This is a genomic window from Pararcticibacter amylolyticus (assembly GCF_003130405.1).
GTDB lineage: Bacteria > Bacteroidota > Bacteroidia > Sphingobacteriales > Sphingobacteriaceae > Arcticibacter > Arcticibacter amylolyticus.
Genome location: NZ_QEAS01000014.1, coordinates 17113 through 43945 on the forward strand (window position 1 = coordinate 17113; position 26833 = coordinate 43945).

General features: G+C 45.8%; 15 protein-coding genes and 1 tRNA gene. 7 read left to right on the forward strand and 9 right to left on the reverse strand.

Annotated features, from left to right (window positions below; translation table 11 throughout):
• Positions 1-2: 2 nt before the first annotated feature.
• The 4 genes from DDR33_RS16660 to DDR33_RS16675 all read right to left on the reverse strand — a co-directional run bounded on the left by DDR33_RS16660 (position 3) and on the right by DDR33_RS16675 (position 16742).
• On the reverse strand, positions 3-5723 hold the full coding sequence (locus tag DDR33_RS16660; RefSeq protein WP_109416946.1) for a beta strand repeat-containing protein: 5721 nt from the start codon (positions 5721-5723) through the stop codon (positions 3-5).
• Positions 5724-5912: 189 nt separating this feature from the next.
• Positions 5913-6941, reverse strand: coding sequence for a PorP/SprF family type IX secretion system membrane protein (locus DDR33_RS16665; protein ID WP_109416947.1), 1029 nt, complete (start codon positions 6939-6941; stop codon positions 5913-5915).
• A 5-nt stretch (positions 6942-6946) separates the two neighbouring features.
• A complete protein-coding gene (locus DDR33_RS16670; protein ID WP_109416948.1) occupies positions 6947-15343 on the reverse strand; it encodes a PKD domain-containing protein in 8397 nt (2798 codons plus the stop codon).
• Between the two features lie 184 nt (positions 15344-15527).
• Positions 15528-16742 carry an exo-beta-N-acetylmuramidase NamZ family protein gene (locus tag DDR33_RS16675; RefSeq protein ID WP_109417053.1) on the reverse strand — a complete coding sequence of 405 codons (1215 nt, stop codon included), beginning with the start codon at positions 16740-16742 and terminating at the stop codon, positions 15528-15530.
• 166 nt (positions 16743-16908) lie between these two features.
• On the opposite strand from DDR33_RS16675, the gene DDR33_RS16680 reads away from it, so the two are divergent.
• From DDR33_RS16680 to DDR33_RS16700, 5 genes are all read left to right on the forward strand, one after another.
• The gene (locus DDR33_RS16680) at positions 16909-17256 is read left to right on the forward strand and encodes a hypothetical protein (RefSeq protein ID WP_146198796.1); all 348 of its coding nucleotides are present in this window, start codon (positions 16909-16911) and stop codon (positions 17254-17256) included.
• Between the two features lie 193 nt (positions 17257-17449).
• The gene (locus DDR33_RS16685) at positions 17450-19840 is read left to right on the forward strand and encodes a TonB-dependent receptor (protein ID WP_109416950.1); all 2391 of its coding nucleotides are present in this window, start codon (positions 17450-17452) and stop codon (positions 19838-19840) included.
• A 44-nt stretch (positions 19841-19884) separates the two neighbouring features.
• Positions 19885-20598: a DUF4625 domain-containing protein gene (locus tag DDR33_RS16690; RefSeq protein ID WP_158280778.1), complete on the forward strand. Its 714-nt coding sequence runs from the start codon at positions 19885-19887 to the stop codon at positions 20596-20598.
• Positions 20599-20714: 116 nt separating this feature from the next.
• Positions 20715-21191, forward strand: a complete 477-nt coding sequence (locus DDR33_RS16695; RefSeq protein ID WP_109416952.1) for a DUF4625 domain-containing protein — start codon at positions 20715-20717, stop codon at positions 21189-21191.
• 75 nt (positions 21192-21266) lie between these two features.
• Positions 21267-21842, forward strand: coding sequence for a DUF4256 domain-containing protein (locus DDR33_RS16700; RefSeq protein ID WP_109416953.1), 576 nt, complete (start codon positions 21267-21269; stop codon positions 21840-21842).
• Positions 21843-21974: 132 nt separating this feature from the next.
• On the opposite strand, the gene DDR33_RS16705 is transcribed toward DDR33_RS16700, so the two are convergent.
• The 3 genes from DDR33_RS16705 to DDR33_RS16715 form a co-directional block, all read right to left on the reverse strand.
• The gene (locus DDR33_RS16705) at positions 21975-22301 is read right to left on the reverse strand and encodes a DMT family transporter (protein ID WP_109416954.1); all 327 of its coding nucleotides are present in this window, start codon (positions 22299-22301) and stop codon (positions 21975-21977) included.
• A gap of 99 nt (positions 22302-22400) precedes the next feature.
• Positions 22401-22922, reverse strand: coding sequence for a DNA-3-methyladenine glycosylase I (locus DDR33_RS16710; protein ID WP_238387835.1), 522 nt, complete (start codon positions 22920-22922; stop codon positions 22401-22403).
• A 120-nt stretch (positions 22923-23042) separates the two neighbouring features.
• On the reverse strand, positions 23043-24563 hold the full coding sequence (locus DDR33_RS16715; protein WP_109416956.1) for a hypothetical protein: 1521 nt from the start codon (positions 24561-24563) through the stop codon (positions 23043-23045).
• A 294-nt stretch (positions 24564-24857) separates the two neighbouring features.
• On the opposite strand from DDR33_RS16715, the gene yiaA reads away from it, so the two are divergent.
• Positions 24858-25163 (forward strand): inner membrane protein YiaA, encoded by a 306-nt coding sequence (gene yiaA, locus DDR33_RS16720; protein ID WP_238387836.1) that lies wholly within the window; start codon positions 24858-24860, stop codon positions 25161-25163.
• A gap of 387 nt (positions 25164-25550) precedes the next feature.
• Here the strand turns inward: yiaA and DDR33_RS16725 are convergent, their stop codons facing one another.
• On the reverse strand, positions 25551-25901 hold the full coding sequence (locus DDR33_RS16725; RefSeq protein ID WP_109416957.1) for a winged helix-turn-helix transcriptional regulator: 351 nt from the start codon (positions 25899-25901) through the stop codon (positions 25551-25553).
• Positions 25902-25998: 97 nt separating this feature from the next.
• Here DDR33_RS16725 and DDR33_RS16730 point away from each other — a divergent pair, with 97 nt between their 5' ends.
• Positions 25999-26337 (forward strand): EthD domain-containing protein, encoded by a 339-nt coding sequence (locus DDR33_RS16730; protein ID WP_109416958.1) that lies wholly within the window; start codon positions 25999-26001, stop codon positions 26335-26337.
• A 313-nt stretch (positions 26338-26650) separates the two neighbouring features.
• On the opposite strand, the gene DDR33_RS16735 is transcribed toward DDR33_RS16730, so the two are convergent.
• Positions 26651-26737 (reverse strand) — tRNA-Ser (locus DDR33_RS16735).
• Positions 26738-26833: the final 96 nt, after the last annotated feature.

Consider the following 26833-nt stretch of genomic DNA (forward strand, 5'->3'; position numbering starts at 1 on the left):
GTTTAATAATTTAGTATTACATAGTAACCCGCCGGCTCATTCCATGTCAGGTTTGCAATTTCAATAACAATTTTACCATTTGAACACTCTTTTATGATTGGATCTGCTACCTGCGTTGGCCGTAAATAGGGATTAGGATCAGTCGTTGCCGTCATCAAGCCCAGGACATCTACCATAGGAGGCATCATGTCGGTAAATTTATCAGTGTTTACAAGACTTGAGTTGTCTGTAACTGATACTGTTAAAACATCTGACCCTACCGTATTATAATCCGTTTTGATTCTTATATAATCGACTATTGCATCCGATGGGATTACAATGTTAATGTTACTTCCCGTCTGGGTACATGTTATCGCTGTTCCCGAACCCTTCACAAGTACTTTCTTACTATTTATGAAGTACACCCTCCTCCCGTCTGACCCACTTCCGCCCCCTGAAGAAGTCTTCCACTCCGCCGAACCATCTGCTTTTGAAGTTAAAACCAAGCCGGCAGTCGAAGGAGCCGGTAACGTATTGTTCAACTTAAATTTATCATTAGCGTTCAAAAGACCAGCAGTACCGTCTGTGCCTGTTATCGTTGTAGAAGCAATAGCCTGAGGCACTGTGACTGAGTAATCAGCACTTCCTAAAGAAAGCTTAATCCCCCCTGATGCTGGGGCTGCCGTATAAGACAAAGCAGGAGTCTGCCAGGCTGATGTAGTCCCTCCTGCACCCGACACAAGAACCTGGCCTATACCTGAAGAAGAAGCACTTATCGTGGGAATCCGCATAAGCTTTACTTTATCCGTTTTTACAAGGAGACCTGGGTCTGTAGTCACATTCGCGTCTGTCAGAACGGGGACGGCTGCTTTATAGCTGGTGCCACCTAAACTGATATATGCATTATACTGGTCGTTTGCTGATGTATAATTATATCCAATCCCGGTGATACTGCTACCTCCCGATGCAGCCTGCCATGTTGCTCCTGACGTGGTACTGGTTAATACAAGTCCGGCTGTACTGGTTGCCGGAAGATAATTTGTGAGCTTGGTAAAGTCCGAACTGGCCATCAGCCCGGGGTTGGATGACGTGACAGCAGGAATAGTTTGAGAGCTTCCGCTTATTGCAGAACCTCCATTAGTAAGGCCTATTACACCAGAGGATGCTGTATATGATAACTTCAATCCACTCAAATCTGCTGAAGCTGCCTTCCAGGTACCATCTCCCGCGAGGTAAACACTGCCGCTGGCGGGATAATTCGTAATATTTGATGGTTGAATCTTCGCGTTGAGTTCCTGGGTGGCGAGATTATATGTAAGGGCTGATGTCACCTGCTGCGGCAAATTTCCGGTCGTAGCCGACACGAATGTCGGATATACTGTCCCTGATGTTCCGGCGGCTGTTATTGCTGTATTAGTAGCGTTCGTAGCGGTAGTCGCTGACGTTGCAGTAGATGCATTTCCGCTCAGAGATCCAGAAATAGTTGCGCCGGTGATAGTAGGATTAGTAGCCAGGACAACTGATCCTGTACCTGTCGTAGTTGCCGCCGAAATTCCTGTTCCGTTACCCTGCAAAATTCCATTAACGGTAGTTTTTAAAGTTATCTGAGGAGTAGAAGTGGCATTAGCGACATCACCTGCGAAACCGTTAGCCGTAGCTACGCCCACAGTTGTCACTGTTCCGCTTCCCCCTCCCCCTGTCGCTGTCAAAACGCTGCCACTCAAACTCAGGCCACTTCCTATTGTGATTTCTGAAACGGAAGAGCCACTCGAGGATGAACCGACCAGCTTGCTGGTGCCACTCAGGCTTTTTAGCTTCGCCAGAGTAATAGAACCATCATTCAGACTGACATAAGAATTACCAGCACCGGGAGAATTTGGAGTCACCGTAATTTCAGGGCCTGAGATTCCGGTAACAAATCCGCTAGTTGTTGAAGCATCCACTGACAATACTCCGGAAGTCATCTTCAACCCATTTCCAATTTTCACCGTTCCCGATGTACTTGCAGAGGCAACAGGTAATGTTGAGGGATCCAGAGCGAGGCTCGTACCTGAAAACGCCAATCCGGAACCTAACGTTATTGCCTGGGGGGAAGCCGATGAACCTGTTGAATTTCCAAGCAGTGTATGTGCTGCTATCGTCTCAATCTTCGACAAAGTTACCCCCCCGTTCAGGATCTTTGCAGTGGTTATGCCGTTATCAGCAACTCCAACTGTAACATTCCCGGTTGCTCCCGAAACGGATATACCGTCACCTGCTACCATGCTGTTCACCACGCCGGTAAGTGCAGACGAATTCACGGATAGCTTCCCGGCACTGAGGTTCAGTCCTGAGCCTGATTCGACGATCACACCTCCCAGGGTTGTAGACGTTGCTGCCGGAAGAATATAACTACTTAAGCCATCGAGTTTCGTTTTATCTGTACCGGACAGTAACCCCGCCACAGAGGTAGTGGCTACAGGAATTGCATCCGTTATTTTTTTATTCACCCATTTCGTGCCGTTCCACTGAATAAGATCATTCGTGGCCTTGCTGGTAATGGTGACATTAGACAATCCGTCAAGAGCCAGGGATGGCGATACTGCCGCCACCTGGTCATCAACATATTTTTTGGTTGCTGCGTCCGAAGCACTTGAAGGTGCACCGAGATTTGTCAGTTTAAAGCTCCCCAGACCGATATCTGTAGTTGGCGTTCCAAACCCGCTGAGGGGAATCAGGTTTTTAGCCGTCGCTTCTGCTTTATTGGAGCTGTTTCCAACGTAGAACTGCCCCTGACTCAACGTAAGCGTAGAAGGATCGGCTGAAACTCCACCACTTAAATTAAACCATCCAAAAGTACCGTCTCCGTTTGACTGAAGAACGTAGCCTGAAGTCCCGGCCCCAAGCGCCGTGTTACCCATGCCCTTTAAATTGGACGCTCCCACCCCGTTAGAGGCAAGGCTAAGAGTGATGTTGCCTGTTGTGCCTCCGCCCGAGAGACCTGATCCGGCAGATACACCGGAAATAGAACTGCCCGCTTGACTTTCGAGGGCGGTTAAAGCGTCCTGCACATTTGTCTTACTCAAAACTGGTGTACTAAGAGAAACATTTGATGCAGGCAGAGTACCTGTTACAGCAGTGCCTGAAAGATCAACAGCGCCGGCTGCGAGCTTGGCAGCTGTTACCGCACCATCCTTAATCTTCGCAGACGTCACCGCGTCATTGTTTAGAGTAAGAGTTGGAGTCAGCGATGTCCGGCTTGAAACCGGAGCGGCAGTGGCAACGTCCCCTCCTGTAGTTTGAAATGAAATTGCCTGGTCTGCACCTGTATTAATCGCCTCCAGCGCTTCCTGAACATTATTCTTCCCCGCAACAGGTGAAGTAAGCCCAACTCCTGATGCATTCTGGTCACCTGTATTGCTGCCTGAAACCGATGATCCGGCAGCAGCAGTAAGCAAAGTAGTCCCGTTTGAAGCATCTTTGATCGTTATCCCTGTACCGGTATTAGTGAGGGTGAGGCCATTGATATTCTTACCTGTTCCGAGGTCAGCAGGTAAACTGCCGGAAGGTAATGTCCCTGTTACTTTTGTACCTGAGAGATCTACTGCTCCGGTTGCAAGCTTAGCTGAAGTAACGGCGCCATCCGCTAATTTAGCAGTGGTTACGGTTCCGTCGATGAGCTTGTTCGTTCCAATGACTCCGTCTCTTATTGAAAGAACCGGAGTAAGCGCCGATCCGGATACGGACGGTGCAGTTACATCCCCGGTATTGGACGGGCTGAATGTGACAGACCCGCTACCGGTTGGGATTCCGGCGGCGGCGAGCGACCGGCTTAGCCATTGACTTCCGTCCCATTGAAGGATATCTCCTGTCGCAGATCCGGAATTTAACCCTAAAGTCGTTCCGGATATAGCAAGGCCGTTTCCAATTCCTATTTTCTCAGGTGTCCCCGAACCGGAACCCGCTTTCCCGATCAATGAAGGCCCTGTCATATCAGCGAGCTTACTGAAAGAAACTGCTTTATTAACCAGATAAAGAGGAGTCGTCTTCCCATCTCCGGATATCGTTGAACCATCAGTTGTGACACCGCTAAATCCACCTCCTGCAACTGAAGCGGGAACATTTACCCAGCTCGTGCCATTCCACTGAAGGATGTCATTGACAGACTTCCCACCTGTAATTACATTTGACAAACCGTCCAGTGCATGATTATGCGTTGATGAAGCAAGTCCGCTAAAATCAACACTTAGCTTTGAATCACTCCCGAATACAAGTCCGCTTCCGATTCCGATCGGCGCTGGCGTCCCTGTCCCGGAAGCTCTTCCTAAGAAAGACGGACCTGTAATGTCAGCGAGTCTTAGCGGGTCGGCAGCTGTGCCCTTACCCTGCAACATAGACCCGGTTCCAAGTGTAACCTGGGTAAGAGCACCGGCAGGCACTGTACCTATTTTGCTGTTCAGGCCTGTAATTGCATCCTGAACCGTATTTCCCAATCCGGGTGCCAGGCTGTTATCAAAGGGTACTTCAGCAGCTGACTGGTCATCCGTTGAAACCGGCAACTGTACCCAGGTGCCCTTTCCGCTCAGATAATAGTCTGAGAGGTTATTCCCGGCAATAGCTGAAGCAGGAATGGAGCCTGTCTGAAACCTTGCGGCAGGAATGTATCCTGATGAAAGATTAGCGGCATTCGTCTGATCCACATTCTTTACATTGCCGAGGCCGACATCTCCGGCACTAAGTGCCAGCATAGCTTTTAAATCACCAATGGATAAAGCCACCGGGGTAGCGTCAGCTCCTGAATTATTGCCCAGTATCGTTCCGCTGGCTATAGGAGACAATCCCCCCTGATCAGTCCACTTAAACCCGCCCAGTCCGTCGGACGACAATATTTGTCCGGCGCTGCCATGACTAGTGATGCTCTTTAATTTTACAGCCGTAATTCCCTGGTCGTTTACTGAAAGCTTCGATGACGTCTGGCCTGTACCCACTAGTGTTTCATCATGATAAACGATCCCGGGCACTCCATTCCCCCCGTTTGCCAGCGCCAGGATCCCTGAAAGGTCGACATGACTGTTCCTTGGCCCTGAGATGGACAGTACCGTCCCGGCAAGACTTAATGACTGGTACAAGTCGGCAAGGCTAACCGAATTCCCTCCTTTAATCGAGAGATTTTGTTCATTGTCGAGGCTCAGCGTGGGCTCAAATTTAGTAATAGATGAAGCGACAAGGTCATCAACATATTTCTTATTGGCAGCGTCCTTGTTATTTGTCGGTGCTGCAAGATTAGTTAATTTAAACCCTCCCATCGAAACATTGGAGGCTCCCAGCATTGCCGCACCTGTTGCAGGCCATGCTCCGTTTGCCTTGGGACCATATAAGGTATACGTACTGGTGTTGATATAAAAATCCCCATTATTCCCAACGCCCGTTGCAGGGTTGGAGCTACCGTTCAGCAAACTGTTCCCTGAAGAACCGTTTCCGGCACCTGTTTCCGTTGAGCTGGCAAGCCGTTTCCATTCCCCGGCATTATAAAAATAAAAGCCCGGCGTATTATCCGTCTGATAAACCAGCAATCCTGTAGCGGGACTGGCAATGCTGCCACGTTGCGCAGAGGAGAGTCTGGGGATCAGCAATCCCTTCGAGATTGAATAAACTTCAAGCTGAGCACTCGCATCCGGGGTAGTCGTTCCTATCCCCACCTGGGCCCTTGTTTGCAGTGAGAAAAATACAGCGATAAGAATAAGGCATATAAATCTTCTATCCATGTGAAAGGCTCGAATTACTGTTAAAATTTGATATACAGGCTACTACACACATATTCATTAGTATTAGTATACGTTACCTGTGGGGTAATACGCCAGCTATTGGTGAATGTTACCGACACACCGTCAATAATTTTTTAAGGGTTTTCAGACCGGTTATCCTAGATGACACAGGCTGGCTTTAAACTCTTTTTAATAAAAATCGTAGCAACGTCTCCCCGAATTCTGATGCCTGTACCGGGAAGCAGCCGGGTTCCGGTTAGGGAATGTTGTCTCATAACTCAAGGCGCCTTCCGTAGACCCGGAAGTGTTCCCGTACTGAAGTTTAGACAAAGTAGCATCATGGCTCACCCCCATTCTGACTTTATCGTACATATCCTTCCTTACAAACAGATCAAAGATGAGTGAAAGAACCACAGCATCCCCTTTTGTTGCAGCCTCACTGCGGTACCATAATCCAAGATTTACCGCCCTGTACTTATACTGAAAGCCTGTGCTCAATGACTTTGAATTGCCCTGGTGATAGTATACCAGGGAAGGAATGAGAGCCGGCCCCGATTCTTCATCGTAAGGATCAAGCGCCAGCCTGTAGCTGGCATGCCCGTTTACCCTCACAGGCAATGTTGCACTCGCCCCGGTGAAGGATTCATTGGGTTTGTTAAGATGCTGGGAGGCTATGCCCATCATGAAGTTTCCGGCAACAAGATTAATTCCGGCTCCCGCGTCGAAGAAATATTTATTGTTCATGGAGGGAACCGATGCCTCTGATACCGCCCCCGGGATAATTCCTGTCACCGGATCGATCTGATCGCCAAATACGATCTGGCTGTAATCTATTTTGCGCCGGGTAAGCCCGGCCTGGACACCAAATGACAGGATCGCGTTATCAAATGAAACGCTGTATGAATATATCCCTGACATATTAAGCTTTCGGAGATACGCAGTTCCCTCATTCGAGCTGGTGACCAGTAAACCAACTCCTCCGTTCAGCTTTGGAACAGTGTAGTCTGCCGAAAAAGTAAAATAATTGAGACCACCAGGTACAGAACTCCACTGGTTCCTGTAAATCATATTCGCACGCAGGTCGCCTTCGAACTGACCGTTTAAAGCTGGATTCAGATAATTCGGGGCATTAAAAAACTGCGAATAAATATGATCCTGGGCCGACACACGGCCTAAAGCCAGACCCGTTAGCAAGAATACCGGAAATAAGCGTTTCATTCTATTTATCTTATAAGGTGTACCGGCCCAACTGTTTTCCTGGACCCTCTCTCGTATTTCATTCCTTTCCATTCACTTCCGTCAAGGAAGGTGGCGGTAATTTCCCAGATATAAACTCCCTGCGGGGCTGGTGAACCACCTGCCGTACCATCCCATCCTTCTGCTGGAGCACCAGTCTCATCCAGCTTGTCGGTCTGCCAGATCAGCGTCCCCCATGTATTAAAGACCTTCAATGAATATTTCGCTATTCCCGAGCCTTTTGGCTTAAAGGTCTTTAACTCAAATTTAGAACTCCCCGGTTCAAAGCCGTTGGGAACGTACAGGAAGCCCGGCACACCGTCGATCCGGAGATCTTTAGTGGCGAAATCTGTACATCCCTCTGCATTCGTCACGGTTAGTTTCACCGTATATGGCCCATGATAGGTATACGTGTGAACAGGGCTTTCTTCCTCTGAAGTGGTGCCGTCACCGAAATACCATTTGTATTTCAAACCAGCACCCTCACTCTTGTTTTTAAAAGAAAAGGTGTAGTCCGGCACCTTTATAACCGGGTCAGGTAATACATCAAACCTCGCCGATGGAGGTGCCGACACGTATACAATCTGTACAGCAGATTCTTTACAGCCGTATTCTCCAGTGACTGTCAACCGTACTGTAAAGGGAGATCCGATATATCCGAATGTATGTGAAGGGTTGCTCTCTGTTGAGTATGTACCATCCCCAAAATCCCATTCATATCTGTTGGCATGAAGGGAAGTATTTTGAAATGTTACATTCAGCTGCGTACATCCTCTGTTCACACTCGGCACAAATATGGGCTGTGGCGGAAGAGCGATGAAAACAAAACGGGTAAGGGTATCACTGCACGTATTGTTCGAGGCGATCAGCCTGAGCTTATATACCCCGGGGGCCCCATACAGATGCTGCGGAACAGTTTGCGCAGACAAAGGACTGCCATCCCCGAAATCCCATGTATAGCTGGTGGCCCCGGTGCTGGTGTTAGTTACCGCAATGTCCAGTTTGCCGTTACAGCTGATGCTGTCTGCTAAGGTAAACCAGGCCTTCGGCTTCATATAGGTACTGATACTTCTTTCCAGACTGTCCATGACACAGCCATATTTTCCTGCTACCTTAAGCTTGATGGTATACGTCTTCCCTGCGTCTGGCAAAATGATATCAGGGTCCTTGTCTGTCGAAACCAGCACACCGTCAAGATACCAGAAGGCAAAATCTGCGTATGCTGACTTGTTCTCGATATCTATCTTATAGGGGGCACATGCAATGGCTGATTTCAGGACAAAGTTTGCTTTCGGAATAGGATTAAACTGAATAAGATGCTTTACGGTATCAGGACAACCAAGGGTACTGGCTGTGACCAGAGTCACTTCATACCGGTAGGGTAACATTGCATTCGATGGTACCGAAAAGGGATAACTCATGTCCTTTTGAACAGAAACCGTTCTGCCATCGATTAACCACTTGTAAGCTACAGGATCCGTTCCGGCATATGCTGTTTCATTTTTGAAATGTATCGTGGCCGATGTTCCGCAGATCATTGTATCTGTTGCCGAAAAAGCAGCAGCCGGCCTTGGCTGGATCTTTATGGACTTGACAACAGTGTCGGAGCAGCCCAACGCATTATGGGCTATCTCCTTCACAATATAAGTGCCGGGCATTGTAAAGGTGTGCTCTGCGGTATGTCCCGTCATCCTGTTATCCGTACTGCCCGGATCTCCGAACTCCCACTCTACATAAGGTGCATTGGCAGGCGTTGTTGATACCACCAGCTTAAACGGAGCGCAATTGACAGACGTAGCATTGCTCGTAAATAAAGCTACGGGCAAAGGCTGTATCTCAACCTGCTGAGTAGTAGAATTACTGCAAACAGAACCGTCAGGGTGAGACTGGAGTACCGTTAACTGAACATTGTATTTTCCCGCCCGGGCAAAAGCATGACGGGGATTTGCATCTGTGCTGGTGCCTCCGTCATCAAAATTCCACATACAGGAAGCTGAACCCGATAGCTTGCTTAAGAACTGAACAGAGTCTTTCAAACAATACGTACTACTGTTAAATGTAAAGCCAGCATCGGGAAGGGCATATACGGTGATCGTTTTCGTATCAGTGGCAGAAGAACAACCGTTGGTTGCAAACAGCGACACATCGTAAGTACCGGGGACGGTAAATGTATGAATATTGGATTCAGGAGCAGACGTAGTATTGGCAGTGCTTCCATCCTTAAAATCCCAGAAGAAACGGTTTGCTCCTTCGGTATGGTTGTCAAACCTCACGGTAAGGGGGGCACAGCCAAATCTCCTGTCTCCATCCACAATAAGCCGCGGAACAATTGTATTGGGGTAAATCACAATATTATAGCTGGCAGTGTCCGTACCACATTCATTTTCCGCTTTCAGCCTGACCGTAATCGTATCTGTTTTGGCTGAAGAGAAGGTGTGGCGTACCGAAAGGGTATCGTTCGTAACATAAGTTTGGCCATCGCCAAAATCAAATGTATATGTAGACGCCCCTCCCTTCGATTGGTTTCTGAAAGATATTTCCAATGGAGAGCAACCCCATGTTTTGTCTGGAGAGAGAACAGCCAGCGGCTTCGGACGTACTACAACCGAATCGGTAAAGACAGTCTCCTTACAGCCGGTAGAGGCTTTTAGGGTGATAACATACGTGGTATCTTTACCTGCCGGATCAGGATCAAATACCATTGTTCCGGGATGAACGGATGTGGAAGTTTGTCCGTTACCAAAATTCCATGTATATGTTCCTCCGCTTAACGGAGTTGAAGTGTTAACAAAGTTTACAGACAGGGGACCACATCCCTTCACCTGATCTTTAGTAAAAGAGGCGGTCACATCTTTTACAGTCTCAAATGTGAACTTTGTTGTATCAGCACCACATCCGAATTTACTTGCAGTGACGAGCTGGATGGTCACCGATGCCCCGTCATGAGACAGAACGTAACCAGGAAAGGTCTTTCCTGTTCCGATGCTAACACCGTCAGCAAACCATTCGTAGTTGCCATTCCTGTCATCATGCGGGACAAGGGAGATCACCTGGCCAAGATCGAAAGGAACGCACGACTTCAGCCTGGCAACATTCACCTCTGCTTCAGGCAAAGGATTGATCACAATGCTAATTTCATTACTTACATTTTTCTGATCCCCGGAACACAGAGCCGTTGTTACAATTCTTCTGAACCAGGTTGTCTGTGGTAAGGTACCAGGATCCAGGGATGCGGAGTTTGCTCCCGCCATATCATTCCAAACAGTCCCATCCGTACTTCTTTGCCATTGGTAGAAGTAAGTTCCGTCGCCTCCGAGAGGAACACTGCCAGTGAGAACCGAAGACGGCTGACCTGCGCACAAAACCTGGTCTGCCCCGATAGTATTATTCGTAACAGCAGGTTGTACAGTAGTGAAAACAGTGTTGCTGACAGCGGAACATGGCCCGGATTCAACAATCCTTCTTACCCAGGCTGAAACAGTAAATATGCGGATCAGATCCTTTCCTGTTTCCCCCGGCAGATCTGACCATGAGCTATTATCGCTGCTGATCTGCCATCGATAAACATAAGTCCCATCCCCGCCTGAGGGAGCATCGCCCTCGGCTTTAACAGTCTGCCCGGAACAGATAGTCGTGCTTCCTGTAATATTATTTACCAGAGGGGCATAATTATAGATGGTGACGTCGTCTGTGCTCGCATCACAAATACCATTACTGATTTCCCATCGGAAAACATACGTGCCCGGCACAAGCGCACTCACGGTCGTGGTTGAAGAAAGGGGATCGCTGATCACAGCAGCCGGGCCACTTTCCTGCTTCCATTTTCCTGTTCCGGCAGATGGGCTATTCCCGCTTAGAGTGACAGTGGTTTCATTACACAAGTACTGATCCTGTCCTGCTACTGCTGCTGTAACATTAGGCAGAGCCTGGATATGAGTAATAGTTGAATATACTTCTGAACAGGCTCCATTCCGCACCACTGCACGAAACCACATATCTGTGCTAAGATTATGAAAAGTACAATTGGATGAAGTCACTGGTACATTAGCCCATGTACTGAAATTATCAGCGGATTGCTCCCATCTCACGACAGTTCCCTTTTCTCCGGAGAGTGAAACCGTTACAGCATTTCCTCCTATACATACCCGGGAAACACTGGCAGAGGTAGTTCCTCCTTCAGCAGGCTCGTCGACCTGCACCTTTACCGGATCCGAATAAATAAAGCCGGCACATCCCGAAGCCTGAGTGGCCTTTACCCTGTACCACATGGTCTGGATGAGAGCGCCGGGATTGTAGGTATCATTTACAGCACCATTGATATCTGTAAAGTTCACGTTATCGGCAGACGATTGCCACTGGATCTCGTCCGTCATAGAATACGAGGACAAGACAAGGGTTCCGGGGCCGGTTCCCTTACAGATTGCAATATTGCCCCCGTTGATGGTTCCCTTTACAGGAAAGGCAATCACGTTCACCGTTAAGATTGCAGCACTTTCTTTGCATGCGGCATCTCCGCTGGTTGCATCATTCTTTATCTTCCATTCAAACTGATATGTCCCCGGTTGCAGACCTGTAATACTGGTATTGTAAAGAGATGGATTGGCGATGAAAGCTGTCGGCCCTGATAACTTTGTCCAATGCCCGGTTTCCCCGTTAGAGGCCAATGGCTCATTTCCCGTCAGTTGAATAAAATTATTTGTAGCCGCACTGTTCAGGCAAACCTGTAAGGGTGAGCTGACTACAGCAGTAGTTACCGGTTTTCTCACAATGACCTGTACAACAGATGTCTCGTCCGGACAGGGCGCCACTCCTTTTATCCGCCACTCAAGCTGATAACTATTTCCCGGCTGAAAATTGCTGACCGTTGCTACAGGATCCGAAACAGAGGAAAATGTCAGTGAACCTCCGGGAGATAGTTCTTTCCATTCTCCGGAGAAACCGGCTCCGGGATTATTTCCGTCAAGCTTGTAACTGGATGAATTGCATAATATCAAATCAGCCCCTGCATTCGCGACAGGCGTAGTTGCGTTTACAAGGATCTTGAGAGAACTACTTACAGCCTCACAACTATTATGACTTCTCACAATCCTCCGGTACCAGGTTGTTGCAGTTGGGTAAACAGTGAGCGTTTCCTGACCGGCACCTCCGATAGTAGCCCATGACACGTTATCGGGTGAAGATTCCCATGAATAAGAATATGAAGGGGCAATAAAACCGTTATCACCGCCGGACAATGCATCTGTCGACAAAACCACAGCTTCTCCCGGGCAGGAAATCGTTCGGTCTGCTTTGACAGAATTTGAAATATCGGTCAGAACATCGAGAATCATTTGATCCGGAACTCCCGGGCAGGTACCATTGCTTATGGTCCAGAAGAATTCGTATCGCTTGCCTTTTTCGAGGTTGCTAATGACGCTATTGTAATGACCGGGATTATTTATCAGAGCCGTCTGCCCCCAGGGCTGTGTCCAGCTTCCGGTTCCAATCAGGGGTTGGTTACCATCTAGCTGCCATAAAGCGGCTGCGTCAATACATATTTTCGCATCTGAACCGGCATTTGCAGGTGTGGGCTTGGGATCAACAGTTATTATGAAAGGATCTGATTTCGCGACCGAACATTCTCCGCTTTTAACAACTGCCCTGAACAATGTAGAGACAAGAAGAGTATTGTATGTATAAATTGCGGAAGCAGTTCCGGCAATTGAAGCCCAGATATTGCCCCCATCTTCAGACTTCTCCCAACCGGTGATCGTGCCTACATAGTCAGTAACTTTAATCTTACCGGTAAAAACGGACCCTTCGCAATATGTAGTCGGATCTGTACTGTTAACGGTACCTCCTACAGACAAAGGATCAACAGGAAGCTTAAGTAGATTAGAATAAGCTACATTAGAGCATCCATCCCCCTTTCCTTTGCTTGCTACCACAGAACGGAAATAAGTTGTTTGCTGGATATTATTGAAAACAATACTGCTTGCTGCGCTTCCAAGCGAAATGTAATCTGCATCCCCTGGAAGAGAACCCTTGTCAGGAGCATATTGCCAGTCAATTAATGTTCCGGTAGCGCTGTTAGCTGCGGTAAGAGTGATGTTTGAGCCAGCACAAACAGATGCGGGTTTTCCTGGTTGAAGGGCTTCTGCACATGAGATTGCTCCGGCAGCAGGCACCTGGTACACCTTTAAAATCATCTCATCGTATTCTTCACACCCACCGGGATTTGTTACGGTCCATCTTAAAGTATAGGTACCCGCTTTGAGATTGATTAACTTAGCATTATGAGTATTAGATATGCCATTTTCAAATGAATAAACCGGACTACCCGGCAGTACAGTCCATTTACCTGTTTCATAGTTCTTAGGCTTATTCCCTCTTAATTTGAAATATGTATCATTTGATGTAAATGGAACATTTTTACAGAGTACCGTGTCCGCTCCCGCATCCACAACAATCTCATCATAAAACGTCACATTCTGACTGCTGCTAACTGCCGTTCCGCATTCATTATTATATGCCACCGATACGGTGTATTTCTTTCCCGGTTCCTTAAATTTGATTTTAGGAAATGCTTTTGTGTCCGACCCGTCTATAAATTCATAGTCCCCTCCGCTTACACTCCACTGATAGGTCTTATTCTTCCCAAATCCTTCATAAGCTGGCTTCAGTCTTGTCTCGGCGGAAAAGTCAACATCAACAGGAACTCCCAGGCATATCTTAGCCTCTGATGGTTGTGTGACCGCAAGTCCTCCTGCCACCACAAAAGGCTTGTCGAGCACCACATCGTCGCAGGAATTAGAAACCGTAAGCCTGAGAATGTAATTTCCGGGCTTGTTAACCTGGATCACGGGTGCTTTACTGGTATCCTGATCAAGAAAAACAATCCCATCCGTAACCACCACCCCGCTTACAGAATCCAGCACCTGCCATAAATACTTTTTGTTGCACAGATTAGCAATGCTCGTCTTATTAACCGTGGTTAAAGTTGCCGAATTACAGGGTGCGGACTGAGTAAATTCGAAATCGGGAACCGGCAGATCCGATATACAGATATCGTGGATCATTTCTGTTGGTTCACAGGTATTGTTACTTGCTACCAGTTTGATATTGTAAGTCCCATGTTCGTCAAACTGGTAAATAAGGTCCTGCGCTTTCGATTTAAGACTCCAGTTCGTGTCTGTATTCTTTTTAACATACCACTTATAGTTCGTCATCTTATCACAAGCATCCCCCGTAGCAGTAGGAGACTCCCCCGGTATGGTCGTATTCATAAAAGATACCATCTTTCCCTTACAGCCGCCTTCCACTGGTACCTCAAACTCCGCGGCGGGCATCATGAACACTTTTGCATAGGTGGTGATCGGAACGGAAGAGCCTGTGCAAAAGTCTGAAGACAGAAAAATATTGGCCTGAAATGCATTATAAATAGGCGTTGAAAGCAATATCGGGGGCTGTCCGCATGAGGTCGATTTATACTGATGGACTGCTATCCCACTTTGAGCAAGCAGCTCATCCTGGGTAAAGGAGTCAATCATCCCATCGCCCCAGTCGAAAGAATAAACCAGCCCCGGATAGTTCGATACAATACCATTCCCCGCGCTGGTATTAACAGAATAGGTGACTTTTTCATTCTCGTCGTTTGAGTGATCATTCGGATCAATTTTTTGCTTTAAACAGATAGTCGGATTACCGCCTGACTGCAAACTCAGGTTAAAAGTGGTATTCAGAATGATATATCTCCTGGTAGAGATCACCCCGTTCAATTCGGCTTTTACACTTGCTGTATAATAGCTTTTTTTCAACGGTACCTCGTATAGGTTCCAGGCAGGAAAATCAAAAGATTCAGCGGGCACAGAAGCGTTGTAATTATCCTGGATTGACACATTCACTTTTGCCCCGCCTGTACTCTGATTCTCCAATGCAAGCAGGTTCCCGTCTTTTATCACATCGCAAAACCCGTAAATGAGGTCAGCTTTCAGTAAGTTCTTTTCCTCAGCCGGTATCACTCTAATTTCAGGCCCGTTTTTATCGGTAATAGCGATGGTGGCATGAATTTCCTTAAGAACGTAAGGATTTGAAGCTACTATCCGGACTGTAAAATTGGTCCCCGGCTGCACCGTTGCAGGAAGTACTCCGTTGATAAATGTCGTATAATGACCGTCGAACGTACCCAATGGGCTGCCTCCGGAAAGAGAGCCCCCGGACGAATCGTACATCCACAGTTCAAATTTATTCCCCGCCTTAAATCCGGTGACACTGATGGGAATACTTATATTACTTCCGGGGCCATATGCCCCGGGATCAATAGTCCCAAACGTAATCTGCTGTGCTTTACTGTCAGCACTCCAAACCAGAAATAAAACAATAACTACAGCTAACAGTCTCTGCATAAAAAAATATGAAATGCAGATTCAATAGTTTTTGTAAAAATTTACTGTATTGAAAGAGCATTTTGATAAAATCTTAGATTAACTGAAAGCTAATACGCCCGCTACCAGAACATGTTACCGGTGCAAACAGATAAAAATGAACGGGTGAATCAGAAGGAGAAAAGGTCAGGTTCGTACCGGCCGGCTACTGATAGATCAAATATTTCTTACGCATTTGTTTATAGGCACTTAATCCGGGTTCCCAGCTCTTCCGGATTTGCTCCTCACTTATCCCTTCCTTAATTTGCTGCTCAAAAAGATCGTTTCCGATAAGCCGCTCTATCCTCCCTATAGCTGTACTTTGCGTATGATCGAAGAATTTATCCTTTTCGGGATAAGCTTGATACAAGTCCATCAGCCATTTAATATTGATACGTCCTGCACTATGCAGTGCTTTTGTATCATAATTCCGGAGATCAAGCCCATAACATTCCTGTCCTTTGTGCAAGGGATTTTCCGACATACCGGATATCGGCTTCGGGGTAAAAGAAAAATCATAGAGGCCCTTCAATGCCGGGCTTCCAAGAACCGTAAAGGGCATATAGGTTCCTCTCCCCTGGCTGATAATCGTACCCTCGAATAAACAAAGGGAGGGATATAACAAGACGGATTGCGGCGTATTCAGATTCGGCGAAGGCGCTACTGGCAATGTATACATCATATCGTGCCGATAATTCTTTAGCGGAATGATCCGGATCCGGCACTTCATTTTCCCGGGCAGCCAGCCCTCGCCGTTGACCATTTTCGCAAACTCTCCTATGGTCATACCATGGGTAACAGGTATAGGAAACCGGCCTATACCCGACTTAAACTTCATGTCGAGCACCGGCCCGTCAACATACGCGTTCGGATTAGGCCTGTCAAGGATGATCAGTTCCTTTCCTGTCTCAGCGCAAGCTTCCATGATATCAGCAAGTGTATTAATATTGGTATAAAACCGGCAGCCTACATCCGCAATGTCGAAAACCATTACATCAATAGCCGCCATATCTTTTGCCGAAGGCTTGCGTTTCTGTCCGTATAGAGAAATGATCGGGATCCCTGTTTTAGGATCTGTCTCATCCGCAACATGTGCTCCATTGCTGGCATTTGCCCTGAAACCATGCTCAGGCCCAAAGATCATCCGGATATCTACTCCAAGTGCCCGAAGGCTGTCAACGCTCAGAGTATGACCAATAACCGACGTCTGGTTAACAAGCATTCCAACTTTCTTTCCTTTCAAATGTGGCAGATATTCGCCCGTCTGGTCAGCTCCGGTTATGACAGGCAAGCCATCATTGTCCGAATGAGTAGATCTGGCTGAAATTCCGGATGAAATCGCCATGAGTGATAACAGGGAGAGAAAATAAATGAACTTCATACGCCAGTAATTGATTAATTCAAATTTAAACAATTGGCTGAGAAACGCAACAAAACGCACATACAAAAAACATATCAGCAACAAAACGCAGATTAAAGTACCCCGTCTAACTATTTTTACTTTTTCCTTGAACTATTTCAAAATAAAACGCAACTTTGCTGCAAAATTGAAAAGAACAGTAAACATATCATCATCCGTTTTTCACCAGGCACTGGCACTGTTGCTGACGTTTGTATTTATATTGAATGTCTCTGTTCAGGCCTTCCATCATCATTCATCTGATGCAGAGTTTAAATCCCTTGGGGACAAGGAACAGGTAGGGAATGCCGGCAAGTGTGCTGTTTGCGACTATATTGTTCATAAGCAAAGCAAGCATACAGTGCTATCTTATCCTCCGGTAATGACGTCTCCCGTAACCAAACCAGTTACGCTGCTGAACAGGGTCTATGCCGGTGTATATAAATTTACACTTCAGGGCTTCACCAATAAAGGCCCTCCCCCATCTTCCTGCTAAACGCGATCTCCGTCTTCTTGTTCCTGGTAAAGAGCACACCCTGCCTCTAGCGTGTATTGTAACGAATTTTAACAGGCTTTCTTCTGAGATAATTCAGAGCTTGAAAGACACATATCGCATCAGTCCCGACAATCATCATTTGACTCCCGTTTAAAGAGCGGAATTCGCGATGCTCTGCAAACCACTCACTTTAATGAAGAAAACGATCCTTTTTTTGGGTTGGATTTTATTATCCGCTCCCTTGCATGCACAGCAATTTGTTCTTTCCGGAAGTGTTCTGGATACGAAGAACCACCCCCTCTCCGGGGTGTCTGTTTACATTGACGGAACCACCCTTCATTCTCACACTGATTCTGCCGGGCGTTTTCATTTTTCGGGGCTCACTGAGAGAAACTACCAGTTGCTGGCAGTAAAACCCGGATTCCGGAATTCGAAGCTCTCTGTAAATGTAAATGGGCATGTACACATACGCATGATAATGTCTCCACTAAAAGAACAGCTCGAAGAAGTAGTTGTAAAAGACAGGCGCCTGGAGATCAGAAAGCAGGAAGAATCGCTTAATGTGGAGACGATAAACAGAGACTTCATCCACCGTAATCTGGGGGGAAGCCTGATGGAAAGCCTGAAGCGCCTGCCGGGAATAAAAACAATCGGCATCGGCTCCGGGCAGTCTAAACCTCTCATACGGGGGCTGGGGTTCAATCGTGTGGTTGTAATCGATAAAGGAGTAAAGCATGAAGGACAGCAATGGGGCGCTGACCACGGCCTTGAACTTGACCAGTTTGCAGCGGGAGAAGTGGAGCTCATAAAAGGAGCAGCCTCGTTCATTTACGGATCTGATGCCATTGCAGGCGTTATCGATGTTAAATCAACCTCTGTACCGGCAGCGCATAGCCTTGGAGGATCGGTTGACCTTACGGGGAAGAGCAAAAATAATCTGTATGGAGGCTCCATCAATCTGTACGGCAGGAATGAACGATGGTTCTTTGACTCAAGGTTTACAGGATTAAACTATGGAGATTATAAAGTCCCTGCCAGCACATTGTACATATACGACTACGCCGTAAAACTTCACAATAATCAGCTTCGGAATACCGCCGGTAAAGAGAACGGCATCCATTTCAGTTCCGGCTACCTGGGAAACAGGTTCCGGTCAGTCTTCTACATGAGCAACACCTATTCAAAAAGCGGCTTCTTTGCAAACGCACGCGGACTGGAGCCTCGCAGAGTAGATGAAACCCTGCACGACAAATCCGACAGGGACATCCAGCTGCCGGGTCAAAAGGTCAGGCATCTGAAACTGATCAATAAGAGTTCGCTTAATCTGGGCAGCAGTAAACTGGAGGCAGAACTGGGGTATCAGCATAATTCCAGGGAGGAATACAGCCACTACATCGGTCACGGTTATATGCCTCCTGCTTATCCCGATACTATGCAGATCCCTCAGCACCTTGAACGCAGGTATGACAAGCATGTATATTCATTAAACCTGCGAACGCAGTTTCAGGCGGGTGCTCACACGATAACTGTCGGAGGGAACGGAGAATACCAGGATAATGAGATCGGAGGATGGGGGTTCCTGGCACCTTCATTTAACCAGATTATGACCGGGGTTTTCGTGTACGACAAGCTAAGGCTTAATGAAAAACTGCTGCTTCATGGCGCACTGAGATACGATCATGGCAGCTTACATATTTTCCCGTATGCAGACTGGTTTCCTTCCGGTTCCCCAGGCGAAAAGCTCGTAAGGGCTGAGGATATGAAACGCAGCATCAACAGCCTGGTGTGGTCCGGGGGCCTCAACTATAATGCAGAAAGCGGCTTCAACATGAAAGTGAACGTGGGAAGAAGTTTCCGTATGGCTATTGCTAAAGAGCTTGCGGCAAACGGAGTCAACTACGATTATTTCAGTTATGAAAAAGGGAATGCCGGCCTTTCTCCCGAAAAGTCATACCAGGTAGATTTAAGCACGGGATGGACAAATGATAAATGGACTGTACAGCTGAGTCCCTTTTTTAACTACTTTCCTAATTACATTTATCTGAACCCTACATCTGAATTCGATCATGCTAACGGTGCCGGGAACCAAATATTCCGGTATGCGCAAAGCCGCGTCAGACGTTACGGAGGAGAGGTTCAGCTTAAATATAAGGTCAGCCGGACGCTGGCTGCAGAAATGCTTGGAGAATACCTGCACTCCAAACAGCTTTCAGGAGACAAAAAAGGCTATACACTCCCGTTTTCACCACCACCCTCCATCCTTTTTAATCTGACATATTCACCAGATATCAATGACTGCCTCAGAGACACTTACTTTTCCATTGACTACAGGCTGACTGCAGAACAAAACAACATAGTTCCCCCGGAACGAAAAACACCCGGATATAAGGTCATGAACGTCCAGGCCGGAACCAGGATCCATTTATATCATCGGCCGGTGATCGTAAGCCTGCAGGTGCAGAATCTTTTTAATACCCGCTATCTCGTTCACACCAGTTTTTATCGCCTGATCGGCCTGCCGGAAGCGGGAAGGAACTTCGTTTTATCGGTCAGGGCACCATTCGGAAAGAAAACACAGAATTAACAATAAATATAATCACTATGACACAAACTATTAAACTAAGTCGAATGAAAACAATGAAACAATTCTTATGCTTGCTGATCTTCACAGGAACATTCTTCACCGCCTGTAAAAAAGATGATCCGGAATATATGCCGCCGGTAATCGATGGCCTGGAAGTGGGACTACGCAATAGTAAAATTGCTCATCCCGGCAGCGACCTGCATATTGAAGCGCAGATCTCAGCTCCCGGTACCATAAAAAGCGTTGTTCTGAGTATTCATCCGGAGAATGGCAGCGGGTGGGAACTGAATACCACCTATACAGAGGATCTGGAAGGATTAAAGAACGCCGAATTCCACAAACATGTTGATGTCCCGGCTGAAGCACCGCTCGGCGATTATCATGGTCATTTGAAAGTGACGGATCAAAGCGGACAGGTAACAGAAGTTGAATTCGAGCTCGTGCTTGTTTCAGATCCGACACTACCTTCGGTTACTGGCTTTGAAGTAGGGTTAAATGCCGCAGGAAATGACCTGCACTTGGAGGCAATGGTTAATGCTCCTAATAAGATCGCCGACATTGAGGTGGAGATACACGGCAACGGTTGGGAAAAAGAAGTAAGCTACACCGATCAGGCTATGGTTGGACAATCCACTTACAATTTTCATAAACACATCAATGTCGCAGAAGCTCCCGCCGGCCACTACCACGTTCATCTGAAAGTAACAGATCAGTCAGGTAAAGAAAATGAGTTTGAAGAGCATTTTGATAAGCCCTGACAACAAGATATCCGTTTCAGAACGATAGCTCTGGAGCGGGTAATCAGCCATTACAGATCATACTCCGGCTTTGCGGGAATATGATCTTTTAGTACTTATTTTAATAAAGAACTCTCATGCAGATCATTAAAACATCCTTTTCTTTTATTGCTATTATTTTACTCGCTGCCGGTTGCAGCAAGGACTCGGGCGAAGATATTGACACAGAATATCCGGTTATTAACATGGAGGCCCCAAATGCATTTCCAGGCCAGTGCAGTACCGTAAAACGGGGAGAAACATTCGTCTTCAGTGCAGAACTCAGCGACAACAGGGAACTTGGTTCTGTCGGAATTGATATACATCACAACTTCGATCATCATACACACAGCACTGAAACAGAAAACTGCGGCCTTGATCCCGTAAAAACACCTGTGAAACCATATGTCCTCATACAAACAGACCCTTTGCCAGCCGGGTTAAAAAGTTATTCCATCCAGCAGCAGATCACCATCCCGGCAGATATCGACCCGGGAGACTATCATTTCATGGTGAGATTAACAGATAAGGAAGGCTGGCAAACTATCAAAAGGTTGAGTATAAAGATCAATTGAAGCCGGCAGACACAAAATAAACGCCGATGTTTTTCCTATATTTGGTTCAGGCATCTGCAACTATGATATAAGAATATGAATAAGCCCGAAAACAATCAAAAGCAGTTAACATCCGAACAGAAGGAAGAATTATTCCAAACCCTGCAAACCCGTTTTGAGAAGAACATGAACCGTCATGAACGCCTCGAATGGGCCAGGGTACAGATGAAACTGGAATCTGATCCCGGCAAACTATGGTCTCTCTCAGAAATGGAAAGAACCGGTGGAGAGCCCGATGTAGTAGCTTATGATTCAGAGACAGACGAATATATTTTCTACGATTGTGCAGCGGAAAGCCCTAAAGGCCGCCGGAGCCTTTGTTATGACCGCGAGGCGCTGCAGTCAAGAAAAGAATACCGGCCGGAAGATAGCGCTATTGAAGCTGCAGCGGCGATGGGCATCAACATTTTAAATGAGGACCAATACCACGAATTGCAAAAGCTCGGAAAGTTTGATATGAAAACGTCGACCTGGCTCGAAACCCCTGCCGCCATCAGAGAGCTCGGCGGTGCTATTTTCGGAGATCGTCGTTATGAACATGTTTTCATTTATCATAACGGCGCCCAATCATACTATGCAGCGAGAGGATTTCGCGGTGCATTGAGGGTTTGACGATCACGCCCTCTGTCTGAGTCGTTCACTCCACCCCCTTACGCGCATAAATTCACCAAAGTGCTTTGAATGCCAAACTCCCGGTTAGCAATAACCAGGCAAGTGTCTTTCTACGAAAGAGATCGAAACACATTAGTGAGAAACCGCTTTTAGCCCGACGATCGAGCCAATAAGGGTAGCGATAAAAAACAATCTCAGGAAAGTTGCCGGCTCTTTAAATATTAATATTCCAACAAGTGCTGTACCGACAGCACCTATACCTGTCCACACAGCATACGCAGTACCGATAGGTAAGGTTTGAGTAGCTTTCATTAACAACAGCATGCTAATGATTAACGAAACCAGGAACCCCGTAAACCACCAGTACATTTCTGCGCCGCTCGTTTCTTTGACTTTACCTAAACACGATGCAAAAGCCACTTCAAATAAACCCGCTATAACTACGATAATCCAGTTCATCTCTTTCTATTTCCGGCAAAGATCAGAAACTAAATCCTGTTAAAACTTTACAAATGTTAAAAAATGACAGTTTCCCTATATCGCCCTTTCTGCTGATACTTAGGTATTCAGCCACATAGGTTGCTGCTGCAACACTTGCTTGCCTATCGGACAATTATCTGCATGTGCTCCTTTTAGAAAGCCAATACTCATAAGGAATTCGCCCACTATTTCACCACCTGTAAATCTGAAAGTCTTTTTGAATATCTTCACCCATTCCTCTTTGGTTTTAGGATGATGAGACTCAAGCCATTTTTCAAAGCTGCCATATTCTTTCTGTAATAAAAGAACGGTCTTTGCATTTTCAATGGCAGCATTAATCTTCAGCCGGTTTCTGATAATTCCAGGATCACTGAGCAGCCTTTCCCGGTCATTTTCATCATACGCTGCAATCTTACTGATGTTAAAATTGTCATAGGCTTTTCTGAATCCATCTTCCTTTTTCAATATAGTTTCCCAGCTCAGGCCAGCCTGGTTGATTTCCAGGATGAGGCGGCCAAAAAGCTCGTTATCATCGTGTATTGGAAACCCATAATGATAATCGTGATATTTTTGATGCAAACTCCGGCTGGGCTCAGCCATATTCGGTATATAATTACAATAACTCATAAGTCAAATATTTAGCAGGATCCTATCCCGGAGGAGCTTTTTCGTTCATTTTCCTCCTTTACAAAGTTACATAAGGCCTGTGACAACCCTATGTCAGGAACGCTGCCGGGCTTTACCCGCATAGTTGTTATCCTGTATAAGTGAGAGAACAACCTCATAAGCTGTTTTTTTGTCCCAGCGCGCTATCAGCCAGGCGATGAAGCTCAACGTGAAGATATCCTCATTTTCCATCCCCTTCAGCAGGCTTATAACCGCTTTTCTATACGCCTCTTCAGAAGTCACATCAGGTTTTTGCAGGTATTTCTCCACCAGCCTCAGATACAATAACACGCGTTCCTCCGAAGTTTTCAGAAGATACTTTTTATACCGCCGCCTAAAGCTGCTTAGCCGCGACATGGCGAGCTCAATGTTGGAGGACTGTATCTGAACCAGAATTTCCATCAGATTCTTCCGGATAGTCCATAACATACCCATCTTCTTCTCATACCAGGCATCCGTGCGTGTTAGCAAAGTCAGTTGTTTCAAGCTTCCACGGTCACTACAAAGAGCCAAAAACATGGTCAGGCATATCCGTAAATCCTCGATATCTTCCGGTTTTGACGTTTGCTTTGTGCCAGAAAGCGACCTTTGTAATACCGAGATCGCATCGTCAGCAAAGCCTGTATAGAACATGTTGAGTGCAGACAGCAACTGATGACGTAAATAAAACAGCTTATAGTAACGACTATCCGAGTCCATCAAATCCATCATCTCATTAAGATACGATGTACTCCTTTCGAAGTCCTTGCTCCTGAGATGAAAGTTCGCCAAAAAATACAGGATAGATATATGATAAAAAAGATAAGGCTGCTTTTTATAGGCATGGCTCTGTATAAATTGATTCGTCCGGTGGATATAGCGCTCTATCAATCCATAATTCTGTTGTATCGCAGCATACTCATTCGCGATGAAAAGAATCTGGTAAATGGACTTATAAGTCATCAGATCCTCCAGAGAAATTTTGTATTTCCGGATTGTCGTAAGCATCAGGGCTTTCAAATTAACAATCTTTCCTTTCAGGTGTATTTCCTGCAGTTCCTGCCTCAAAAAGGCATATGCCATATTGAGCTTAGCTTCGCGTTGCATATCCGACTGGTTGCGCAGGAAGCGCGCCGTCAAAGCTTCGAACTCTTCTGCTCCAGGCAGATGGGCATACTGCATTTTTAACAACAAGAGCTCGTTCAACAAATTAAACTGCTCCAGATGTTCAGCCAACCGCTCTGCTTTATCAAGGCATTTGAATGCGATCCTAACCACATCATTCTCTAACAAAAAACGACTCACTACGAGCAGCCGCAGGGCGTCATAAGAATCAGAATGATTGCTCTCGAATGTTTTCTGCGACAAGAACAACAGCAAATTATCCTGCAGCCTTTTACGCAAAGCATGGTATGCATCCTTATTTCTTTGCTTGCTGTAGAGCTTATTTACACCATCTATATCGTCAGCTTCAATCAATTCGAACAAGTGCAGATTCTTTACATCTTCGCGCTTGTTTTTCCTTTGCAAAAACTGCCTGAAAAGCTTTTTATCATTATTATTAAAGAGATTGATTAACTCCGAAAGTGGATCCATACAGTATATCAGTGCCTATAAAGATACAATAAACGAAAATTATATCGTCAGTATTTTAACAATTCTATCTTCCTCAGATCTGTTTCACCGCCGACATTTGCTTTCATATTAATCACTAAAACAAATTAAATATGGAACCGCTACAACACAGAACAGACGAAAATTCACCTATTGTAAAACACACCGAAAAGGTTAGAAACCCGTTTAAACCCACCGGTGCATTTATCGGCGCCTCATGGCTTGCCTTATTAACGGGAGCAGTGGGATACTGCATCGGCTTATGGAATGCAAAGTATGGAGCTGAACGAAAAAGGCTATTATTTCACGGTTCTGTTATTTGGCCTTTTCGCAGTGATCTCAGTACAAAAAAGCGTCAGGGACAGAGCTGAAGGCCTTATCGTTACAGATCTTTACTACGGACTGAGCTGGTTTGCCACTATTGCTGCAATGACCTTGCTAACGATTGGACTATGGAATGCAGACCTTACCTTAAGTGAAAAAGGATTTTACGCGATGGCATTCTGCCTGAGCATGTTTTCAGCCATTGCTGTACAAAAGAACACCCGCGACACAAAGATATTCGAAGATAAAGAGATGTAACGTAGCGGTTGCTGCCCCGCAGAGCCTTGCCTGGCAAGTCTGCGGGGTTTATTTATTCTGCGGAAAGGGGGATTTATTGCGCCCCAGAGCTTCCATACTCTTGGCCGCGATGAGAGAGTTCGAACCCTGGCCCTACGCTTCTGTTCGATCCCTTTCCCAAATCAAAAGGGGATGAAGTGAATCCATTAAAACACATAAACGCTCTTTTGGCTATAATTAGGAACGTTTAATAGTAAGAAGGGAACTGGTTTATACTCGTGCTCGCAAATAGATGTTATTGACCACTTTCACTTTACTTGACATAAAAACCAGCTAAGAGTTGAGTACAGATTGAAAATAAAAAATGCCAACACAGATCGCGGCAATCTTCTCGTTAAAGGGTTTAACTCACACCGTAAGAGCTCTTTCCAGCACGGCCCTGTTGCTTTCACCCCATGCCTCCAAATTTAAAATGACAGGGAGTAAACTTTTCCCTAAATCTGTAAGTTCGTATTCTACTTTAGGAACTTTGGTATCGAAAATGACTTTACTAACAAAACCGTGCACTACCAATTCATTCAGTTGATTAGCCAGAACACGCCTATCCGCGGTGCAAATTTTTCGTTGTAATTCCCCTGGCCTTTTAAATCCTGTTGATATATAGTAAATCAACATGAGCTTCCATTTTCCGTTCAATAATTCTTTGAATAAATGAAGCCCGCAGTCCTTCCGCATCGGAATCTTCTTCTCATATTTCATATTTGATATGTATATGCTTCAACCTTATAGGGATTAATTTATGCGTACTTGCCCTAAGGCATGATTTGAAATAGTTTTGATGTAAATAAATAAAGATATGATTAAGTTTTCATTTTTAATTAAAAGACTTCCTGAGATGAGCTTTGAACAATTTGTGGATTATCACAAAAATAAACATGCTCCTTTATTCGCTTCCATACCCGAGACGAAGCAATACGTACGCAGATATGTTGTAAGTCATCCGGTAGAAGCACCGGGTTTTCCCGCACCTATGTATGATGGTGTAACAGATATATATTTTGATTCATTTGACGATTATCAACATTTTTTTTCGAGTGAAAACTTTTTGAACAAAGTAAATCCCGACCATATAAACTTTTTTGATACGGACAATATTGTAATAATGGTAGCTAATGAGACAATAATTAAAACCTAAAAATGGAACTACAAAATTGTTAAAGCAACGAATTCAAACGTTAAAGCCTCTAAGAAGGTCTTTAACGTTCTTTGTTTTCCAACCTGTGGTTAAGAATATTACCTCTCATACGGAGAGTTTGCGATGGAGGGCTTTGAGGCGTCAGTGACTGATTACGTGTTAAAACCTCTTCCGCATTTTGTACGGGCCACCGAAAAAAGCAGTAAGTAAAGTACACTATGCTTTACTTACATTCCAAACAGCTGACCATGAATATTTTATCATGGTGAAATCTGATAAAACCTTAACAAAATATCCTATGTAAGATATTTTGCGGAGAGAGAGGGATTCGAACCCCCGGTACCTTTTACAGTACACCTGATTTCGAATCAGGCACATTCAACCGCTCTGACATCTCTCCTTAATGTTTTGTTGCGGTCCGGATCGGAAAGGAATGGTCAAAAATATAATTTTTAATAAAATCCAGACATCAAGACAAGAAGTTTTTTTCAATCAC

What these genes read in the sequence shown, in the direction of transcription:
- DDR33_RS16715 (WP_109416956.1), bottom strand. Translation starts at nt 24,563, where the DNA reads ATGGATCCACTTTCGGAGTTAATCAATCTCTTTAATAATAATGATAAA.
- DDR33_RS16700 (WP_109416953.1), top strand. Translation starts at nt 21,267, where the DNA reads ATGAATAAGCCCGAAAACAATCAAAAGCAGTTAACATCCGAACAGAAG.
- DDR33_RS16670 (WP_109416948.1), bottom strand. Translation starts at nt 15,343, where the DNA reads ATGCAGAGACTGTTAGCTGTAGTTATTGTTTTATTTCTGGTTTGGAGT.
- DDR33_RS16685 (WP_109416950.1), top strand. Translation starts at nt 17,450, where the DNA reads ATGAAGAAAACGATCCTTTTTTTGGGTTGGATTTTATTATCCGCTCCC.
- DDR33_RS16690 (WP_158280778.1), top strand. Translation starts at nt 19,885, where the DNA reads ATGAAAACAATGAAACAATTCTTATGCTTGCTGATCTTCACAGGAACA.
- DDR33_RS16725 (WP_109416957.1), bottom strand. Translation starts at nt 25,901, where the DNA reads ATGAAATATGAGAAGAAGATTCCGATGCGGAAGGACTGCGGGCTTCAT.
- DDR33_RS16730 (WP_109416958.1), top strand. Translation starts at nt 25,999, where the DNA reads ATGATTAAGTTTTCATTTTTAATTAAAAGACTTCCTGAGATGAGCTTT.
- DDR33_RS16710 (WP_238387835.1), bottom strand. Translation starts at nt 22,922, where the DNA reads ATGGCTGAGCCCAGCCGGAGTTTGCATCAAAAATATCACGATTATCAT.
- DDR33_RS16695 (WP_109416952.1), top strand. Translation starts at nt 20,715, where the DNA reads ATGCAGATCATTAAAACATCCTTTTCTTTTATTGCTATTATTTTACTC.
- yiaA (WP_238387836.1), top strand. Translation starts at nt 24,858, where the DNA reads ATGGAGCTGAACGAAAAAGGCTATTATTTCACGGTTCTGTTATTTGGC.
- DDR33_RS16660 (WP_109416946.1), bottom strand. Translation starts at nt 5,723, where the DNA reads ATGGATAGAAGATTTATATGCCTTATTCTTATCGCTGTATTTTTCTCA.
- DDR33_RS16665 (WP_109416947.1), bottom strand. Translation starts at nt 6,941, where the DNA reads ATGAAACGCTTATTTCCGGTATTCTTGCTAACGGGTCTGGCTTTAGGC.
- DDR33_RS16675 (WP_109417053.1), bottom strand. Translation starts at nt 16,742, where the DNA reads ATGAAGTTCATTTATTTTCTCTCCCTGTTATCACTCATGGCGATTTCA.
- DDR33_RS16705 (WP_109416954.1), bottom strand. Translation starts at nt 22,301, where the DNA reads ATGAACTGGATTATCGTAGTTATAGCGGGTTTATTTGAAGTGGCTTTT.